The organism is Arthrobacter sp. NPDC097144 (assembly GCF_044762205.1).
Classification (GTDB): Bacteria; Actinomycetota; Actinomycetes; order Actinomycetales; family Micrococcaceae; genus Arthrobacter_B.
The window spans coordinates 43,785-61,339 of sequence record NZ_JBIWDW010000002.1 but is presented as its reverse complement, the minus strand read 5'-3'; the positions used below and the strand labels follow the sequence as shown (position 1 = coordinate 61,339).

The following is a 17,555-nucleotide window of genomic DNA, read 5'->3' as shown; positions in this document are numbered from 1 at the left end:
GGTAAGGGACACGAGCTCGGCTCTCGGCCGGAGGTAAGTCAGCGGGCAGGGTCGGCAGTCTTGTCCAGTCGCTGGCTGATCACGGTGGACACCCCGTCGCCCTGCATCGTCACCCCGTACAGAGCGTCGGCCACTTCCATGGTGCGCTTCTGGTGCGTGATGACAATCAGCTGGCTGGATTCCTTGAGCTCTTCGAAAATGGTGATCAGCCGCCCGAGGTTGGTGTCATCCAGCGCAGCTTCCACCTCGTCCATTACGTAGAACGGCGAGGGGCGGGCCTTGAAGATCGCCACCAGCAGGGCCACCGCGGTCAGCGAGCGCTCACCGCCGGACAGCAGGGACAGCCGCTTGATCCGCTTGCCGGCCGGGCGGGCCTGGATCTCGATGCCGGTGCTGAGCATATCCTCGGGATCGGTCAGGACCAGCCGGCCTTCGCCGCCCGGGAAGAGGGTGGCGAATACGCGCTCAAACTGGTCGGCGGTGTCCCGGTAGGCCGCGGTAAAGACTTCCTCCACCTTCCGGTCCACGTCCTTGATGATGTCCAGCAGGTCGCGGCGGGTGGCTTTGAGGTCCTCCAGCTGGGTGCTGAGGAAGGTGTGCCGCTCCTCCAGGGCAGCGAACTCTTCCAGGGCCAGCGGATTGACCCGGCCCAGGGCAGCAAGGTCCCGCTCGGCCTGCTTCAGCCGCTTCTCCTGGACGGCCCGGTCATAGGGAACCCCGGTGGTGAGCGGGTTCCCCTCCTCATCCACCGGCGCGTGCAGGGCCGCCCACTTATCCCCGGGGCTTCCCGCGGCAGGGCCGACGGGCACCGGAACCGGCTGGTCCGGACCGAACTCAGCCACCAAATGCTCCGGTGTCAGGCCCAGTTCCTCAATCACGCGTGCTTCCAGCGCCTCCACACGCAACTGCTGCTGGGCGCGGATCAGCTCGTCCCGGTGCACGGAATCGGTCAGCCGGGCCACCTCAGCCGAAGCATCGGCTGCTGCGGTGCGGACACCGGCCAATTCCTCGTCCCAGGCGGTGCGCACGGCCTCCGCGTGGTCCCGCTCAGCCGCTGCCGCCGCCAGCGAAACATCCAGGAACCCCAGCACAGTCCGGGCAGCATGCTCCACGGCCGCCGCTTTGGCCGCCTGCACGGCGCGACGCCGGGCGCGCACCTCCGCTGCCGCCCTGGCCCGACGTTCGCTGTCCGCGGCCCGTTCCAGCCCGGCTGCCCTGCCGGCCACGGCTTTGTGCTGTTCCTCGGCGGACCGCAGGGCCAGCCTCGCGTCGGTTTCCGCCCGGCGGGCAGCCGCGGCGGCACGTGCAAGCGCCTCACGCTGTTCGGTGGACGGTTCCGCTTCCGCCGGGGTGTTGTCCGCTGCGGCGAGCCGTGCTGCGGCAGCGGACAGGGCTTCCTGTTCCGCAGCGAGGTTGGCTTCGGCCGCGGACACCAGCTGCTTCAGCCGTTCCGACTCGCCCACAGCCGAACGCAGGGCGGACCCCAGGGACCCGAGCCGTTCGGCGACGGCGGCCAGCCGGGCATCCGAGTCATGCAGCGCGGCGAGGGCGGCATCGGCGCGCTTTTGGGCTGCGTTCCGGCGGCCCGCTGCCCCGGACAGGGCAAACCCCGCCTGCTCGGAACGGGCGGCAGCGGCCCGGATGCGCGTTTCGGTTTCTTCCACCGCTGCCTGCAGCTCAAGCAGTCCGGGAGCCGACGAGGACCCGCCTCGGCCGGCGAAGACCGAGAGGACTTCACCGCCGGAGGTTACAGCGGTCAGGCCGGGGTGTTCGCGCAGCAGGGCGGCCGCCTCAGTCAGGGAAGGCACAATGGCCGCGCCGTCCAGCAGCCGGCCCAGGGTCTGCCGCAGTTCCGCCGGTGCCTGAGCTGCGTCGGCCGCCCAGATGGCCCCGGCGGGAAGATCGGAGCGCCCGGACTCCGGGCGTTCGGAAGAGGTGTCTGCGGAAAGCACGGAATCCGGCCCCGATGCCAGCACCAGGTCCACCTGCCCGCCGTCGGCCTCCCTGAGGTGTGTCAGGGCGCCAACCGCAGCGGAGAGATCGGAAACCGCCACGGCGGACGCAGCAGTTCCCAGGGCCGCCGTAACTGCACGTTCGCAGCCGGGCCGGACGGTGAGCAGTGCCGCCAACGGCGCCAGCACGCCCTCCACTCCGGCGTCCAGCAGCACGGCGGATCCGTCGCGCTGGTCCAGTCCCACCCGCAGGGCATCCCGGCGGGCAGTCAGGGTCTCACGTTCGCGTTCGGCATCCTGCTTAGTGCGGCGCAGCTCCTCCAGTGCGGCAACAGCGGCGTTCAGCTCGGCCACCGCATCCCCGTACTCGGCGTCGAGGCCTTCCTCGCCTTCCTCCGCTCCCGCCGCGGAGTTCTCCAGGGCAGTGAATTCCTGCTGGGCGATCCGGCGCCGTTCTTCACCGGCGCTGATGGAGGCGCGCAGCCTGCCCAGTTCCGCTTCCGCGGCATCCACCCGGGACCGGGCCGAGCCCACGGCGCCGGCTATCCGGGCCAGGCCTTCACGGCGGTCCGCTGCCGCGCGGAGGACGGCGGCCAGCCGCTGTTCTTCGGCGGCGGCAGCCTCTTCAGCCGCCGCACGGAGTTCCTCGGCGCCGGCCAGGACCCTGCGGCGTTCCTCGATGGTTTCCTGCAGGACGGCTGCCTCGGCCCGGACCCGCTGGGCGGAAGCCTGCAGCCGTTCCGGATCGGTGCCGGTGTCTTCACGGTGTTCCGAGGATCCCAGCAGGCGGCGTCGCTCCTGTGCCAGGGCGGCCAGGGACGTGAACCGTTCGCGCTGGGTGGAGAGTGCGTACCAGGCGTCCCGGGCGGCGTTGACCTGCGGGGTGGCCCGGGCGGCCAGGGTTTCCAGTTCGGCCTGCCGGGACCGGGCGGCGGCCAGGGCGGCAGCGGCGGCGTCGCGGCGGGCCAGCAGTTCCTGTTCCTGCGCAGCGTCCCGGGCCAGGGAACCGGTCAGGGCCACCAGGTCATCGGCGAGCAGCCGGGCCCGTGCATCCCGGGCGTCCTGCTGCACGGTGCGGGCACGGCGGGCAACGGCAGCCTGCTTGCCCAGCGGGCCCAGCTGGCTCCGCAGCTCCGAGGTCAGGTCCGTCAGCCGGGCAAGGTTGGCCTGCATGGCGTCGAGCTTCCGGACGGTTTTCTCACGCCGGCGGCGGTGCTTAAGGATGCCGGCGGCCTCTTCGATGAAACCCCGGCGCTCCGCGGCACCGGCGTGCAGGATCCGGTCCAGCTGGCCCTGGCCCACTATGACATGCATCTCGCGGCCCAGTCCGGAATCCGAGAGCAGTTCCTGAATATCGAGCAGCCGGGCGGGGGCGCCGTTGATGGCATATTCGGACCCGCCGGAGCGGAACAGGGTCCGGGAAATGGTGACTTCCGAGTATTCGATCGGCAGGGCACCGTCGGCATTGTCAATGGTGAGCGAGACCTGCGCGCGGCCCAGGGCCGGCCGGCCGCTGGTACCGGCAAAAATGACGTCTTCCATTTTTCCGCCGCGCAGAGTCTTGGCTCCCTGCTCACCCATGACCCAGGCCAAGGCGTCCACCACGTTGGATTTCCCGGACCCGTTGGGCCCCACGACAGCGGTAACTCCGGGTTCAAACTCGAAGGTGGTGGCTGATGCGAAGGACTTAAATCCACGCATGGTCAGCGTCTTCAAATGCACGGGCGGCCAATCTTTCCTGCTGTTGGGTGATTCCCTCAATCTACTTGGTGCCTGAGACTTAACTGCAGTACTCGCAGAGCGTAATCCCGCCCGGTGCGTCCCTTCGGCCTCACAGGGAACGTAGGATTCTCTAAGGAACAAGTGAATCAAGACGTGAAGCCAGGCTTTCCCCAGCCGGCAGGTGTGATCACTTCAGCAGGAGACAAGGCAGGCATTTTGACCGGGAACTTCAACTTCCAGCACAACAACACGGCTCTTCTCAGCGTTACCAGCGTTGAAGCTCCGGTGGTTATGACCTCAGCTGAATTTGACGAACGGCTGGCACCGTCCCTCAAACGGCTGCGTCTTTCCAAGCGCCTCCTTGAACGGGTGGCAGGCGTCAGCGAACGCCGCTGGTGGGCGCCGGGCACCGAATTCGACGACGCCGCCATCGAAGCGGGCGCCAAGGCGATTGCCGAAGCCGGGGTGGAGCCCTCGGAAATCGGACTGCTCATCAACACCTCGGTGACCCGGCGCAATCTTGAGCCCTCCGTGGCGGTGAAGATCCACCACCAGCTGGGGCTGCCCTCCTCCGCCCTGAACTTTGACCTGGCCAATGCCTGCCTGGGCTTCGTTAACGGCATCACCATGGCGGCCAACATGATCGAGTCCGGGCAGATCAAGTACGCCCTGATCGTGGCCGGCGAAGATGCGCAGGGCACGCAGGAAGCCACCTTCTCTCGCCTGAACAGCCCGGACTCCACGCGCCAGGACTACCTGCGCGAGTTCGCGACGCTGACCCTGGGCTCGGGCGCCGCCGCCGCGGTCATCGGCCGGGCAGACGAGCACCCGGGCTCGCACCGCATTGTGGGCGGTGTTTCCCGTGCCGGCACGCAGCACCATGAACTGTGCGTTGGCGGCGTGGACGGCATGTACACCGACACCAAGGGCCTGCTGGACGGCGGCCTGGAACTCGTGGTGGACGCCTGGAACGAGGCCCATGAGGACCAGGGATGGAACTGGCGTTCCATGGACCGCTACGTCACCCACCAGGTCTCCAACTCCTACACCAACGCCATCATCAAGGCGGTGGACCTGGTCCGCGAACGGGTGCCCATCACGTTCCCGCGCTGGGGCAATGTGGGACCGGCATCGCTGCCGATGACCCTGGCCCAGGAAGCCCGCACACTGAACCCCGGTGACCGGGTGCTGTGCATGGGCGTGGGCTCGGGCCTGAACACCACGATGATGGAGATTGCGTGGTAGCGGAGCTTTGGCCCGGCGTTGATGAATCCTGGTCTTCCTTTGTCCAGGTGCCTTCGACGGCGGCAGTTGACCGTCCCGGGACCGTCCACAAGTGGCATGTGCTGGACAACGGCGCGGACCTCGAAGCCCGCGGCGTCGAGCCGGCCGGCACCCTGCTGTGCGTGCACGGCAACCCCACCTGGTCCTACCTCTGGCGCAGCCTGCTGGCCGCAGGCGCCACAGCGGAAAAGCCGTGGCGGGTCATCGCCGTGGACCAGCTGGACATGGGTTTCTCGGCCCGCACCGGCGTCTTCCGGCGTCTTGAGGACCGGATCACCGACCTCGGGAACCTCACCGATGAGTTGAACCTGACCGGCAAAGTCATCACCGTCGGCCACGACTGGGGCGGCATCATTTCCCTGGGCTGGGCGCTGAAGCACCGCAGCTCTCTCGCCGGCATCATCCTGACCAACACCGCAGTGCACCCGGCCGGATTCAACGTTCCGCCGGCCCTGCAGCTGGCCCTGCATCCCGCCGTCCACGGCTGGGGCACCCAAACCACCGATGCCTTCATCCGCGTCACCCATTCCCTGGCCACACCCGCGCTGGCTCCGGACGTGCGGAAAGCCTTCGCAGCGCCGTACCGCAGCGCGGCCCGCCGGGCCGGCGTAGCGAACTTCGTTGCCGACATTCCTCCCGAGTCCACCCATCCAAGCTGGCGCACCCTGAACCGGGTGGCCGAGGGAATCAAGCGCCTGAACGTACCCGCCCTCCTGCTGTGGGGCCCCAAGGATCCGGTCTTCTCCGACCGTTACCTGCGGGATCTGATGGACCGCCTGCCCAACGCGGACGTGCACCGCTTCGAGGGCGCCAGCCACCTGCTGCCGGAGGACGTGGACATCACCGCCCCCGTCTTCAGCTGGCTGGAGAAGGGCCCGGGCACAGAAAACCGGGAGATCCGCAGCCGGGACACCGCCGGACTCTCCGTTTTCCGGCCCATGCTTGCCGAACTGGACGAGCGCGACGACGACTCCTCAGCCGCCGTCGTCGACATGGCGCCGCTGGGCTCCCCCGCCGGCAGCGCCCCGTCCACCCTGTCCTGGGCCGAGCTTGCCACACGCGTGAACCGCCTCGCCGCCGGCCTGTCCGCCGCCGGCGTCAAAGCCGGGGACCGCGTGAACCTGCTTGTTCCGCCGGGAATTGAACTGACCTCCCTGATTTACGCCTGCCTGCGTCTGGGCGCAGTGATTGTGGTTGCCGACGCCGGGCTGGGCACAAAGGGCATGGGACGTGCCATCAAGGGCGCCGGGCCGGCCTACATTGTCGGTATCGAGCGCGCCCTAATCGGCGCCAAGGCCTTTGGCTGGCCGGGTATCCGGATCAGCGCTGAAACGCTCTCCCCCCTCAAGGCCCGCCTCCTGGGTGTCAAGCACTCGGTACCCGAGCTGATCGCCGCCGGTGAGAACAGCGACGTGCCGATGCTGCACACCGATCCCGATGCAGATGCCGCCGTGCTCTTCACTTCCGGATCCACCGGGCCGGCCAAGGGCGTGGTCTACACGCACCGCCAGCTCACGGCCATGCGTGACGCCCTGAAGAACACCTACAACCTGGAGGCCGGCACCTCGCTGGTAGCCGGGTTTGCACCGTTTGCCCTCCTGGGTCCGGCGCTGGGCGCCACCTCGGTGACCCCTGACATGGATGTCACGTCACCTCGGACGCTCACGGCCGCGGCACTGGCCGACGCCGCTGCCGCCGTGGGTGCCACCACGGTGTTCGCGTCCCCGGCAGCCCTGGCCAACGTGCTGGCTACATCCGGGGGCCTGGATCCGGACCAGCGCAAGGCCCTGAAGCGGGTGGAACTGCTGCTTTCGGCCGGCGCACCCATTCCCGAGCCGCTGCTGGCACGCGTTTCCGAACTCACGCCCAACGCGAAACTGCACACTCCGTACGGAATGACCGAAGCACTGCCGGTGACGGACATCAGCCTGGAGGAAATCCGGGCCGCGGGTGCCGGCAACGGTGTCTGCGTCGGTACGCCGGTCTCCGGTGCCCAGGTGGCCATCGCGGCTCTGTCACCGGACGGATCCGTAGGCGACACTCCGCTCGTGGAACCCGGCCTCACCGGTGAAATCCTGGTTTCCGCACCGCACGTCAAGGACCGTTACGACCGGCTCTGGATCACCGAGTCCAAGAGTTCGTCGCTACCGGGCTGGCACCGCACCGGCGACGTCGGGCATCTGGATGAGCAGGGCCGGCTCTGGGTGGAGGGCCGCCTGGGGCATATCCTCACCACGGCCGACGGCGTGGTCACCCCGGTGGCCGCCGAGCAGGCCGCCGAGTCAGTGGCCGCCGTGGGGCGTGCCGCCGTCGTCGGCGTTGGCCCTGCCGGAACCCAGGTTCCGGTGGCCGTGCTGGAACTGGCAGATCCCGTGCGCCGGCCCGGCACTGCCCCGCAGGACCTGGCAGCTGACGTGCGGACCGCTGTGTCCGCCGGGGCCGGGCTCGAGCTGGCTGCGGTGCTGGTGCTTCCCGCCATGCCCACCGACATCCGGCACAATTCCAAGATTGACCGCACGGCCCTGGCCGGCTGGGCTGAAACGATCCTCTCCGGCGGAAGCGCCAAGGTGCCCGGCACGGGCGGACGCAAATGAGTTCCGTACCCGGGCCTGCCGCACCCCCGGCCGCCCGGCGCGTCCTGGTGACCGGGGCCAGCGGGCTGCTCGGCGGAGCCGTGGCCCGATTGCTGGCGGAAAAGGGCCACACGGTCCGGACGCTTCAGCGCACTCCGATGGCCGCTGCTGCTCCTGCCGGAACTGCGGCTGGAACGGCAGCTCCGGCGGGAAATGCGGCTGCCGGGATTGAGTCCGTTGCCGGTTCCGTCTCCGACCCCGCGGCCGCAGGCCGCGCCGTGGAGGGGATGGACGCCGTCGTGCACCTGGCCGCGAAGGTCTCCTTCACCGGCGAGTGGCAGGACTTCGTGGACACCAACATCACGGGCACGCGCACGCTGATTGACGCAGCCAAGGCTGCCGGTGTGCGGGACTTCGTGTTTGTCTCCTCGCCCTCGGTGGCCCACTTTGGCGAACCCATTGCCGGTGCCGGTGCCGGAACCGCCGATCCGGAGCGCGCACGCGGATTCTATGCACAGTCCAAGGCTGCGGCCGAGCTGCTTGCCCTGGCGGAGGATTCGCCGTCGTTCCGCGTGGGGGCCATCCGGCCGCACATTGTCTGGGGCCCCGGGGACACGCAGCTGGTGGAGCGGGTTATTGACCGTGCCCGGTCCGGCCGACTTCCCCTGCTCAACGGTGGTACTGCCCTGATCGACACCACCTACATTGCCAATGCCGCCGCGGCGATTGTGCGCGGCCTCGAACGCATGGACCACGCGCACGGGCAGGCCCTGGTAGTCACCAACGGCCAGCCGCGTCCGGTGGGAGAACTACTGGCCGGCATCTGCACCGCCGCCGGAGTCACGCCGCCGGCGTGGAGCGTTCCGGGCTGGCTGGCCCGCGGCGCCGGATCCGTCATCGAACGGGCCTGGCTGGCTGCCGGCACCCGCGGATTGGTTCACGATGAACCGCCCATGACGCGCTTCTTGGCCGAGCAGCTTTCCACCTCGCACTGGTTTGACCAGCGCCGCACCCGCGACGTGCTGGACTGGACTCCCGAAGTGACCGTGGAGGACGGCATGCGCCGACTCGCGGCCCACTACGGCGGCACCGCAGCCTAAACGGTAATTCCACCCCTATCTACAGCAGGAGATGTTCATGGACAGCGTCAGGGCAATCGACAACTGGCCGGTGGAGAACGCTGCCGCCGCCGTCGTCCTGGCTGACGGCACCGTGGCCGGCACGCACGGCGACACCGGGCGGCGTTTTCCGCTGGCCTCCGTCACCAAGCTGCTGACCGCGTACGGCATGCTCGTCGCCCTGGATGAAGGGGCGCTGGAACTGGATCAGCCGGCCGGGCCCGAGGGTTCCACTGTCCGGCATCTGCTCGCGCATTCGGGCGGGTATGACTTCGCCGAACGCACCGTCCGCTTCGCCCCGGGCACCCGCCGGCTCTACTCCAATGCGGGCTTTGAAGTGCTGGGCGAAACCCTGGAGGAGGCCACAGGGATTTCGACGGCCGATTATCTGCGCGAGGGTGTGTTCGTTCCGCTGGGCATGAATTCAACCGCGCTGGAGGGTTCCCCCGCTGCCGGCGCAGTGTCCACCGTGGCGGATCTGGCCCGGTTTGCCGCTGAGCTGCAGCAGCCGGTGCTCACTGCGCCCGGGCGTCTTGCGGAAGCAACCACGGTGGTCTTCCCGGGTCTGGCGGGGGTGCTTCCCGGGTTTGGGCGCCAGAAGGAAAACGACTGGGGCCTGGGCTTCGAGATCCGCAATTCGAAGTCCCCCCACTGGACCGGTGCCAACAGCTCACCGCGGACGTTCGGGCACTTCGGCCAGTCCGGCACGTTCCTGTGGGTGGACCCCGACGCCGGGGCTGCCGCCGTCGCCCTGACCGACCGCGACTTTGGTCCCTGGGCCGCAGAGGTCTGGCCGCCCTTCACCGACGGCGTGCTGGCGGAGCTTCGCGGCGCCTAAGTCGGTCCCTCTGGTGATGGGTTGGGGCTCATACAAGCTTGCCCGAATTCCTTCGTGCACGTAACGGGCTTATTCAGGCTCCCTCGAATTCCTTCGTGCACGTACCGGGCTCATTCAGCCTCGCCCAGAATCCTTCGTACACATAACGGGCTCATTCGGCCGGTTTGGACGGTTTAAGCCCCGAATCTGCACGAAGGATTTTTCCACACGCCGTTATCTGCACGAAGGATCGGGCCGGCAGCTTAGGCGTGCGGGGACTTCGGCGATTTCCCGTGTCCAGGTGAGGCAGTTGAGAACGGGGAGAAGTCAGCAGACCTGATGTACGCAGAGCGAATCCGCCCGCAGGCCAGACCCCCGAGCTGACACCAGGTGCGGGCGGGGTCCAAACCGGCCCAGCGCGGCGTTCGTTGTACAGGTAACGGCCCCATCGGGCCCAGCGCGGCGTTCGTTGTACAGGTAACGGCCCTAAGCCGCGAGGATAAGCACGTTATCTGTACAACAAACGGCTGGTCCTCGCACCGGCGCCAATCAGCACTCACCGGACCCCGCCGCAGCCGGGAAAATCCCTTACCAGCGCCCGTTCCGCGGCCGGGGCTGACAAACCGGGCAGCTGTACGAGGAACGGTTCATGAAAGAATCGCGTCGGATCAGGGTGGAGAGTCCTGCAGCAGCGCACCGGGGACAGGGTTCGCCTTCACGTCCGTAGGCGTTCAGGGACCGCGAGAAGTAACCGGATGCACCGTTGACGTTCACGTACAGGGAGTCAAAGCTCGTTCCGCCTGCGGCCAGCGCCCGGGTCATGACGTCGCGGGCCGACTCAATCAGGCGCAGCGCGTCGGCACGGCGCATGGTGTCGGTGGGCCGGGCAAAATGCAGCTTCGCGGCCCAGAGGGACTCATCCGCGTAGATGTTCCCGACACCGGAAACCAGCCCCTGGTCCAGCAGGGCGCGCTTGATGCCGGTGCGGCGCTTACGCAACCGGGCGTAGAACTCGTCAAAGGAGAACGCCGGATCCAGCGGATCCCGGGCAATATGGGCCGCTTCTTCGGGAATCAGCGGCAGCTCGGTTTCGGACAGGCCGCCGGGAGCACCGTCAGGGGTCGGCAGCAGATCAGTGAGGAAGACTCCCCCGAAGATCCGCTGATCCACGAAGCGCAGTTCTGCAGGCATCGGGGTTCCGTCGGCGGACACGGCGGGGCTCAGGCGGAAGCGGACCTTGAGGTGTTTCTCATCCGGCAGGTGCGGGTCTTCCATGAGCAGCTGCCCGCTCATGCCTAGGTGCGCCATCAGCGCCAGCCGGGGGACGCCGTCGTCGTGCGGGTCCGCGGAGGGAGGGGATACAGGAGGGGAGGCGGGATCCTCAAGCAGCGGCATCCACAGGAATTTGCCGCGGCGCACCACATCGGTGACCACGGCGCCTTCGAGGTTGCCGCGCAGATCTTCGGGACCGGCCGCATGGCGGCGCACGGAGCGCGGGTCGAGGATATCGACGCCGGTGATGGTCCGGCCGCGGACCCATGAGGCCAGTCCGCGGCGGACCACTTCCACTTCGGGCAGTTCGGGCACGGAGCTAGGCTCCGGCGGCCGTGGAACCCGAGGGGCAGATCATCTTCCAGGTGGCGGCGGCAGCTTCCTGCTCCGCTTCCTTCTTGGAATGGCCCACGCCGCTTCCGTAGGGCTTCTCGCCGATGTGAAGCACGGCAACGAAGCTGCGGGAGTGGTCGGGACCAGATCCGGTGACCTTGTATTCAATGTCGCCGAGCTTCCTAGCTGCTGCGATCTCCTGGATGCTGGTCTTCCAATCGGTGCCGGCACCAAGGGCGTCGGCGTTGCGCAGCAGCGGGCCGATCAGGCGCATCACCATGGCACGGGCGGTTTCAATCCCATGGCAGAGGTAGACGGCGCCGATCACGGCTTCGGTGGTATCCGCCAGAATGGAGGACTTGTCCCGGCCGTTGGTCAGCTTTTCGCCCTGGCCCAGCAGGATGTACTGGCCCAGTTCAAGTTCGCGGGCAACGCCGGCCAGGGCGCGCGTGCTGACGACGGCGGAGCGGCGCTTGGCCAGCTCGCCCTCGGACAGGTCCGGGTTGTCCCGGTACAGCGCGTCGGTCACGGAGAAGCCCAGGATGGAGTCGCCCAGGAACTCCAGGCGTTCGTTCGTGGGGATGCCGCCCTGCTCGTAAGCGTAGGAACGGTGTGTGAGTGCAAGACGAAGCGTCCCGGCGTCGATATCGACACCGAGACGCTTCAAAAGCTCTTCAGTATTCTTCACTTTTTGGTTTTGACCCGAAAAGCAGTATTCGACTCCCGGTCCGGCTGACCGCACCGGGAAGGGAACACTGTTTTAGACGTCCGCTACCTTGCGGCCCTTGTATTCAAGGAACAGCGCGGTACCAGCTGAGTCGGTCACGACCTTGGCCTGGTGAGGCAGGCTGTAGGTAACGCGGCCGTTCTCAACGGTCTTTACCAGGTTGGGGGCAGTTGCCTTCCACTGGGACCGGCGTGCACGCGTATTCGAGCGGGACATTTTCCGCTTGGGAACAGCCACGACTAACTCTCTTCTCTCTCGTCTGACTCTGTACTTGTTGCTGCAGAATTCTCTGCAGCGCTGCCAGCCAGCCCGGAGAGGGCTGCCCAGCGAGGATCCACTGTTTGGTGGTGGTGACCCGGATCCTCCTCAAGGCGCGCTCCGCATTCGGAGCAAAGGCCTTCGCAGTCCTCCCGGCACACCGGCTGGAACGGCAGGGTGGTGACCACTGCGTCCCGCAAAACCGGCTCAAGATCGATGACATCTCGCTCGATCCGGTGTTGCTCTTCTTCCTCTTCTGTTCCGAAAGACTCAGCGTCCTCGTAGTAGAAGAGTTCCTGCACATCGACTTCTTCGTCGTACGCGATGGGCTTCAGGCACCGTCCGCATTCTCCCTGAACAGGAGCGATGACGGTTCCGGATACTAAAATCCCCTCGTGCACGGCTTCGAACCTCAGGTCCAGATCAAGATCTGATCCTTCCGGCACGCCGATAAGCGCAACACCGAAGTCCTTCGGTGCCGGAACATGTTCATGCATAGTCCGCATGACACCCGGGCTGCGCCCGAGATCCTTGACACTAATGGCCAAGGGCGACGAACCCGGATAAATCCGCGACTGAACGCTAATGAGAACTCCTGTAGAACATAGACCGACATATCATCTTAGCCTGATACGGCCGATTCTCTCAAACTGCGCCGTTCCGCTGCCGGTTAGGGCAGGGTGCGGGCTGCTCGTTCCAGTTTACAGCTCATGCGGCCGCCGGTTTACCGGCCGGGGTCCTGCTCGCATAGGCTGACGCCATGCTTCCCCTCCTCCGCGCCCTGCCGCACCGCCTGGTGCTGCGGCTCCAGCGCGGGGTTCCGCGGAGTGTTGATGTGGCTGTTACCGCCGTGGTTTCCTCCGCGGTTATCTGGCTTTTCGCCTCCCTCAACCTCTTTTATTACCCGGTGGAGGGCAACCTTGCGCACGCCGGCGACGGAGGAAAGGCCGACGCCGTGGTGGTCCTCGCGGGAGCTGCGACGGAACGCTTTCCGGTGGGACGCCGGCTGGCCCTTGACGGCCGGGCACCGGAACTGGTGCTCTCCAGCACGGAGACCCCCGGCAACCGAATCACCGATCTGTACTGTGACTACACCGCCGGAGACACCGTCTCCGAGGACCCCGGCAGCGCCGCTGTCACCTGCTTCTTCCCGGAACCCATGACCACCCGCGGCGAAGCCCGTGCCATAGCCCGCCTGGCCGCGCACAACGGCTGGGACGACTTGATTGTGGTTACCTCCCGCTATCACCTGCTGCGTGCGGCAACGAACCTTTCCCAGTGCTCGACGGCGAGAATCACCATGGTGGCAACGGATCCGGACCTTTCGGCCAAGCAGTGGCTGGGCAGGTTCGTGGAGGAAACCGGCGGCCTCGCAGCCGCGGCGCTCCGCCCAACCTGCGCCAACAGAATCTGATCCCCTGCGGCAATAAATGCCGGCCTCCCCGGCGGGAGCGCGACCGGGGCAGGCGGCGCGACCGGGGCAGGCGGCGCGACCGGGGCAGGCGGCGCGACCGGGGCGGGCGGCGCGACCGGGGCGGGCGGCGCGACGGCGGCGGCTGCCGCGGCTATGCCCGCCGGGGAAGTGGAAAGGCCTCCAGCAGCGCATCCAGCGAAATCCGCAGCCGGGGCAGGGTTGCAGCACGTGCCAGCAGAACCGGATCCAGCTCCCCGGCTTGGGCGACGGTGACGTCCACGCTGGACACCTCGGATTCCCGGAGTGTGCTGAAGAAGTCCCGGAATTTGAAGGTGTCTCCCGCAATGACGGCGTCGCTGATGCGCACCCAGGTCCACGGCACCCCGTAGGCCTGGGCCACGATGATCCCGTGCAGCGAGCTGGAGATGCAGGCCCTGGACCCGGCGATCTCCCGGACCACCTGTTCCATCCCCTGACGGGCGTCCACCACGCGGACCGGCGCATCCGGGCCCCACACATCCGAGCCGTGGTCCTCCGGGTCTTGCGCATCCGGGCCCCACACATCCGAGCCTTGGCCAGCAGGCCCGCGGCCGCCGGAGCCAAGGATCCCCCGATGATCAAGATGCGGCACCACCGCCACTTTGCCGCGGGACGGCTGCCCGTCCTGAACCGGCAGGAAGCGCGGAAGCAGCAGCGCAGGATCACCGTAGATCTCCGGGACGGTCCACCCCAGCTGCGAGCGCAGTTCAGCGGCCGTGAGTTTTCCCCGGACAGCATGGATCCGGATTCCGCGCAGTGCTGCCAGGCGTTCGACCGCCGCCGCATCCAACGCCCGCATCAGGCCCGCGCCCCATACCTGCGTACCGTCCTGCTCAAGCCAGCCTGCCGTGGAGCCCACTGCCGCCAGCGGCGGAACGTCAAGGCCCCGGCGCCAGCCGTTGACCGGCTGCAGCCCGCTGATCCGGCGCACCAGCCAGGGCCCGACGACGTCTCCAAAGTTGCTGCGCTCGTCCCACCACAGCAGGTTCACGTGGCCCTGGGGCACCTTCCGGTTTCCCGCAGCCACCCCGGCCGACGGCGTCAGCAGTCCCGGCAGCCGCCGCCGGACGTCCGCCAGCGCCGCCCGCTGCTCCTCCGGAGCCGCCCCCTGCGGCAGGCAGGGAAAAAGGTGCCGCTCAGTGCCGGATGTCTTGGCGGCCTCTGCGGATTCCCCGGCACCGTCATCACGGACCAGCAGGGCTTCACCGGCCAGGGCGTTGCGCAGCAGGGCGGCCCCCGGAAGGGTGTCCGGTTCCGGAGTTTCGGGCCCCATAGTTTCAGCCCCGGCGCCGGTTACCCCGGCAGCCTGGACGGACACTGCCGCACAGGGACCGCGGACGCCGTCGTCCACTTCCACAAGCTCCAACACAAACCGCAGGCCCGCCAGCTCAAGGACTGCGGGCTCCGGGCCCTGCTCCGCCGGGGACACCGGAGATAGGAAGGACCGAACCGGGCCGGACATGCCGCTAGGCGCCCTGTTCCTGGACCAGCCGCCGGTAGGAGGCACGGGGCACCAGCTCCTTCACGTCACCGCCCAGGGAGGAAACTTCCTTGATCAGGGTGGAGGACAGATGCGCGTAGCGGTTTTCAGCCGGCAGGAACACGGTTTCAACGCCGGTGAGGTGACGGTTCATGACGGCCATCGGCAGCTCGTACTGGTAGTCCTGCACCGAGCGCAGGCCCTTCACAATGGCGTCAACGCCCTGCTGGCGGCAGAAGTCGGCCAGCAGCCCCTCGCCCATCGGCACCACTGAGACACCGCGCAGCCCGCCGAGGGTTTCCCGCGCCATGGCAAGGCGTTCGGGCCCGGAAAACCGGTATTTCTTGGAGTAGTTCGTGGACACCGCAACGAGGACTTCATCGAACAGGCTGGCAGCCCGCGCGATCACCTCAACGTGTCCGTTATGGATGGGGTCATAGGATCCGGGGCATACTGCGCGTCGCATAGATCGAATCTACCCGGTTCCAGCAGTAATACTGGAAGGCATGAGTTCTCCCCGCCTTGCCCCGCTTCTCCGGTCCGATGCCGCGCCGGGAACCCCTCCCTGGCAGCGCACTGCCGCCGGCGCCAACCTGCTCGGCCCGGACGGCGCGCTGGGGGTGACCATTTTCGAGGAGATCACGCTGCTGTCCGGCAAGCACAACGCCATCAACCTGGGTCAGGGGTTCCCTGACGAGGACGGCCCGTCCGTCATCAGCAACGCGGCGCGCGAGGCAATCAGCGCCGGAGCCAACCAGTACGCGCCCGGGCAGGGCCTGCCGGTGCTGCGCAACGCCGTCGCCGCCCACCAGGAACGGTTCTACGGCCTGTCCCTGGACCCGGACACCCAGATCATCATCAGCACCGGTGCCACCGAGGCCATCGCTGCTGCACTGCTCGCGCTCACCGGTCCCGGTGACGAGGTCCTGACCTTCGAACCGTTCTACGACTCCTACGGCGCCATAATCGGGCTCAGCGGAGCCACGCACACCACGGCGCCGCTGCGTGCTCCGAACTTCCAGCCGGACCTGGCGACCCTTGAAGACTCCTTCTCCGAACGCACCCGGATGGTGCTGGTGAACAATCCGCACAACCCCACCGGCACCGTCTTTCCCGCCGAAACCCTGCAGCGGATCGTGGAGCTCGCCGCCAAGTACAACGCCGTCATTGTTACCGATGAGGTGTACGAGCACCTCACCTTCGGACCGCGGCACGTTCCGGTGGCCACCCTTCCCGGCGCCGCCGAACGCACGCTGACCATCTCCTCGGCCGGAAAGACCTTCTCCTTCACCGGCTGGAAGATTGGCTGGCTCTCCGGCCCCGCGGAGCTGGTTGCCGCGGTCCGCGCCGTGAAATCCTTCCTCAGCTACAGCTCCGGCACCCCCTTCCAGAGCGCCATTGCCCTGGGGCTCGGTCTGGAGGACGAGTTTTTCACCGGCATCGCCTCCACCCTGCAGGCCAAACGGGACGTCCTCAGCGAGGGACTCCGCGCCGCCGGACTGACTGTCTTCGAACCGCAGGGAACGTACTTCGTCAACGCCGACGTCGCACCCCTGGGCATCACCGACGCCACGGCGCTGGCGCGCCGGCTGCCGGAGCTGGTGGGAGTGGGTGCCATTCCGGTGGCGGTGTTCTGCCACGACGACGGCGCCCGCCGGACCGGCTCACTGCTGCGCTTTGCCTTCTGCAAGAAAACCGAGGTGCTGCAGGAAGCAGCCAACCGCATCTCCAAGCTCGGACAGGTGCTCTGATGGCCGCACAGGACAGAACTTCGCATAAAACTCAGTCACGGCTGCTGCGCAACATCGGCGCGCACGCCACCATCACCGACGACGGATTCACTCCCGGAACCCGGGTGCTGAGCATCGGCGGTGCCGAGCAGTCACATGTAAACCTGGCCCACCCGGAGGAAATCTTTTACGAGTACCTGCGCCGGATCGGCAACGTGCTGGATCTGGCCGCCCCCGCCGGGCAGCCGCTGCGGACCCTTCATCTGGGCGCCGGGGCGCTGACCCTCACCCGCTATCTGCAGGCCACCCGGCCGGGGTCCAGGCAGACGGCCGTGGAGCTGGAGCGGGAGCTGCTGGACTTTGTGCTGGCGCATCTGCCGCTGCCGGAGGGCACCGTGCTGGAAACCGTCATCGGCGACGCCCGGGATGCACTGTCCCGCTGGGAACCGGGGTCCTTCGACGCCATTGTGCTGGATGTCTTTGCCGGGGCGGACGCACCGGAGCACCTGACCACGCCCGAGTTCTATGCGGAGGCGGCAGCGCTGCTCTCCCCCGCCGGGGTTTTGCTGGTGAATGTGGGAGATGATCCCGGGCTCGCGTTTGCCCGCCGGCAGATCCGCGCCCTGCAGGAGGGCATGGCGGGGATTCCGTCAGCGGGCTTCGCGGCGCTGGGACCGAAGGACATGTTCACCGGACGTTTTCCGGGCAACATTGTGCTGGCTGCCACGGCCTTTCCCTGGCCTGAGGAGTGGGCAGCGCAGCTGCTTGCCGCAGGTCCGCATCCGGCCGACGTCCTGACCGGTGAGCGGCTGGACGTCTTCGCGTCGGCGGGCTAG

The 17,555-nt window shown here is 67.6% G+C and carries 14 protein-coding genes; 7 read left to right on the top strand and 7 right to left on the bottom strand.

Annotation, left to right across the window (positions count from 1 at the left end; genetic code table 11):
* Positions 1-38 precede the first annotated feature (38 nt).
* Positions 39-3,674, bottom strand: a complete 3,636-nt coding sequence (gene smc, locus ACIQXM_RS03855) for a chromosome segregation protein SMC (protein ID WP_400927899.1) — start codon at positions 3,672-3,674, stop codon at positions 39-41.
* A gap of 216 nt (positions 3,675-3,890) precedes the next feature.
* On the opposite strand from smc, the gene ACIQXM_RS03850 reads away from it, so the two are divergent.
* The 4 genes from ACIQXM_RS03850 to ACIQXM_RS03835 are packed head-to-tail and all read left to right on the top strand — an operon-like array spanning position 3,891 to position 9,487.
* Positions 3,891-4,919, top strand: a complete 1,029-nt coding sequence (locus ACIQXM_RS03850) for a 3-oxoacyl-ACP synthase III (protein ID WP_400929489.1) — start codon at positions 3,891-3,893, stop codon at positions 4,917-4,919.
* The gene (locus tag ACIQXM_RS03845) at positions 4,913-7,552 is read left to right on the top strand and encodes an alpha/beta fold hydrolase (RefSeq protein WP_400927896.1); all 2,640 of its coding nucleotides are present in this window, start codon (positions 4,913-4,915) and stop codon (positions 7,550-7,552) included. Before ACIQXM_RS03850 ends, ACIQXM_RS03845 begins: the two co-directional genes overlap by 7 nt.
* Positions 7,549-8,631, top strand: coding sequence for an NAD-dependent epimerase/dehydratase family protein (locus ACIQXM_RS03840; RefSeq protein ID WP_400927893.1), 1,083 nt, complete (start codon positions 7,549-7,551; stop codon positions 8,629-8,631). Before ACIQXM_RS03845 ends, ACIQXM_RS03840 begins: the two co-directional genes overlap by 4 nt.
* A gap of 37 nt (positions 8,632-8,668) precedes the next feature.
* Entirely contained in the window at positions 8,669-9,487 is an 819-nt protein-coding gene (locus ACIQXM_RS03835; protein WP_400927890.1) for a serine hydrolase domain-containing protein, read from the top strand.
* 567 nt (positions 9,488-10,054) lie between these two features.
* Here ACIQXM_RS03835 and mutM read toward each other — a convergent pair.
* The 4 genes from mutM to ACIQXM_RS03815 all read right to left on the bottom strand — a co-directional run bounded on the left by mutM (position 10,055) and on the right by ACIQXM_RS03815 (position 12,604).
* Positions 10,055-11,053: a bifunctional DNA-formamidopyrimidine glycosylase/DNA-(apurinic or apyrimidinic site) lyase gene (gene mutM, locus ACIQXM_RS03830; RefSeq protein ID WP_400927888.1), complete on the bottom strand. Its 999-nt coding sequence runs from the start codon at positions 11,051-11,053 to the stop codon at positions 10,055-10,057.
* Positions 11,054-11,057: 4 nt separating this feature from the next.
* Positions 11,058-11,759 carry a ribonuclease III gene (gene rnc, locus ACIQXM_RS03825; protein ID WP_400927885.1) on the bottom strand — a complete coding sequence of 234 codons (702 nt, stop codon included), beginning with the start codon at positions 11,757-11,759 and terminating at the stop codon, positions 11,058-11,060.
* Between the two features lie 72 nt (positions 11,760-11,831).
* Positions 11,832-12,035, bottom strand: a complete 204-nt coding sequence (gene rpmF, locus ACIQXM_RS03820) for a 50S ribosomal protein L32 (protein ID WP_055240805.1) — start codon at positions 12,033-12,035, stop codon at positions 11,832-11,834.
* Positions 12,036-12,037: 2 nt separating this feature from the next.
* Positions 12,038-12,604, bottom strand: a complete 567-nt coding sequence (locus tag ACIQXM_RS03815) for a YceD family protein (protein ID WP_400927882.1) — start codon at positions 12,602-12,604, stop codon at positions 12,038-12,040.
* A gap of 212 nt (positions 12,605-12,816) precedes the next feature.
* Between ACIQXM_RS03815 and ACIQXM_RS03810 the strand changes: the two genes are divergently transcribed.
* Positions 12,817-13,470, top strand: a complete 654-nt coding sequence (locus ACIQXM_RS03810) for a YdcF family protein (RefSeq protein WP_400927879.1) — start codon at positions 12,817-12,819, stop codon at positions 13,468-13,470.
* Between the two features lie 151 nt (positions 13,471-13,621).
* Here ACIQXM_RS03810 and ACIQXM_RS03805 read toward each other — a convergent pair whose 3' ends face one another.
* Both ACIQXM_RS03805 and coaD read right to left on the bottom strand, forming a co-directional pair.
* Positions 13,622-14,971: a polysaccharide pyruvyl transferase family protein gene (locus tag ACIQXM_RS03805; protein ID WP_400927876.1), complete on the bottom strand. Its 1,350-nt coding sequence runs from the start codon at positions 14,969-14,971 to the stop codon at positions 13,622-13,624.
* Positions 14,972-14,975: 4 nt separating this feature from the next.
* Positions 14,976-15,455, bottom strand: a complete 480-nt coding sequence (gene coaD / locus ACIQXM_RS03800; RefSeq protein ID WP_400927874.1) for a pantetheine-phosphate adenylyltransferase — start codon at positions 15,453-15,455, stop codon at positions 14,976-14,978.
* Between the two features lie 40 nt (positions 15,456-15,495).
* On the opposite strand from coaD, the gene ACIQXM_RS03795 reads away from it, so the two are divergent.
* Both ACIQXM_RS03795 and ACIQXM_RS03790 read left to right on the top strand, forming a co-directional pair.
* The gene (locus ACIQXM_RS03795; protein WP_400927872.1) at positions 15,496-16,740 is read left to right on the top strand and encodes an aminotransferase class I/II-fold pyridoxal phosphate-dependent enzyme; all 1,245 of its coding nucleotides are present in this window, start codon (positions 15,496-15,498) and stop codon (positions 16,738-16,740) included.
* Entirely contained in the window at positions 16,740-17,555 is an 816-nt protein-coding gene (locus ACIQXM_RS03790; protein ID WP_400927869.1) for a spermidine synthase, read from the top strand. Before ACIQXM_RS03795 ends, ACIQXM_RS03790 begins: the two co-directional genes overlap by 1 nt.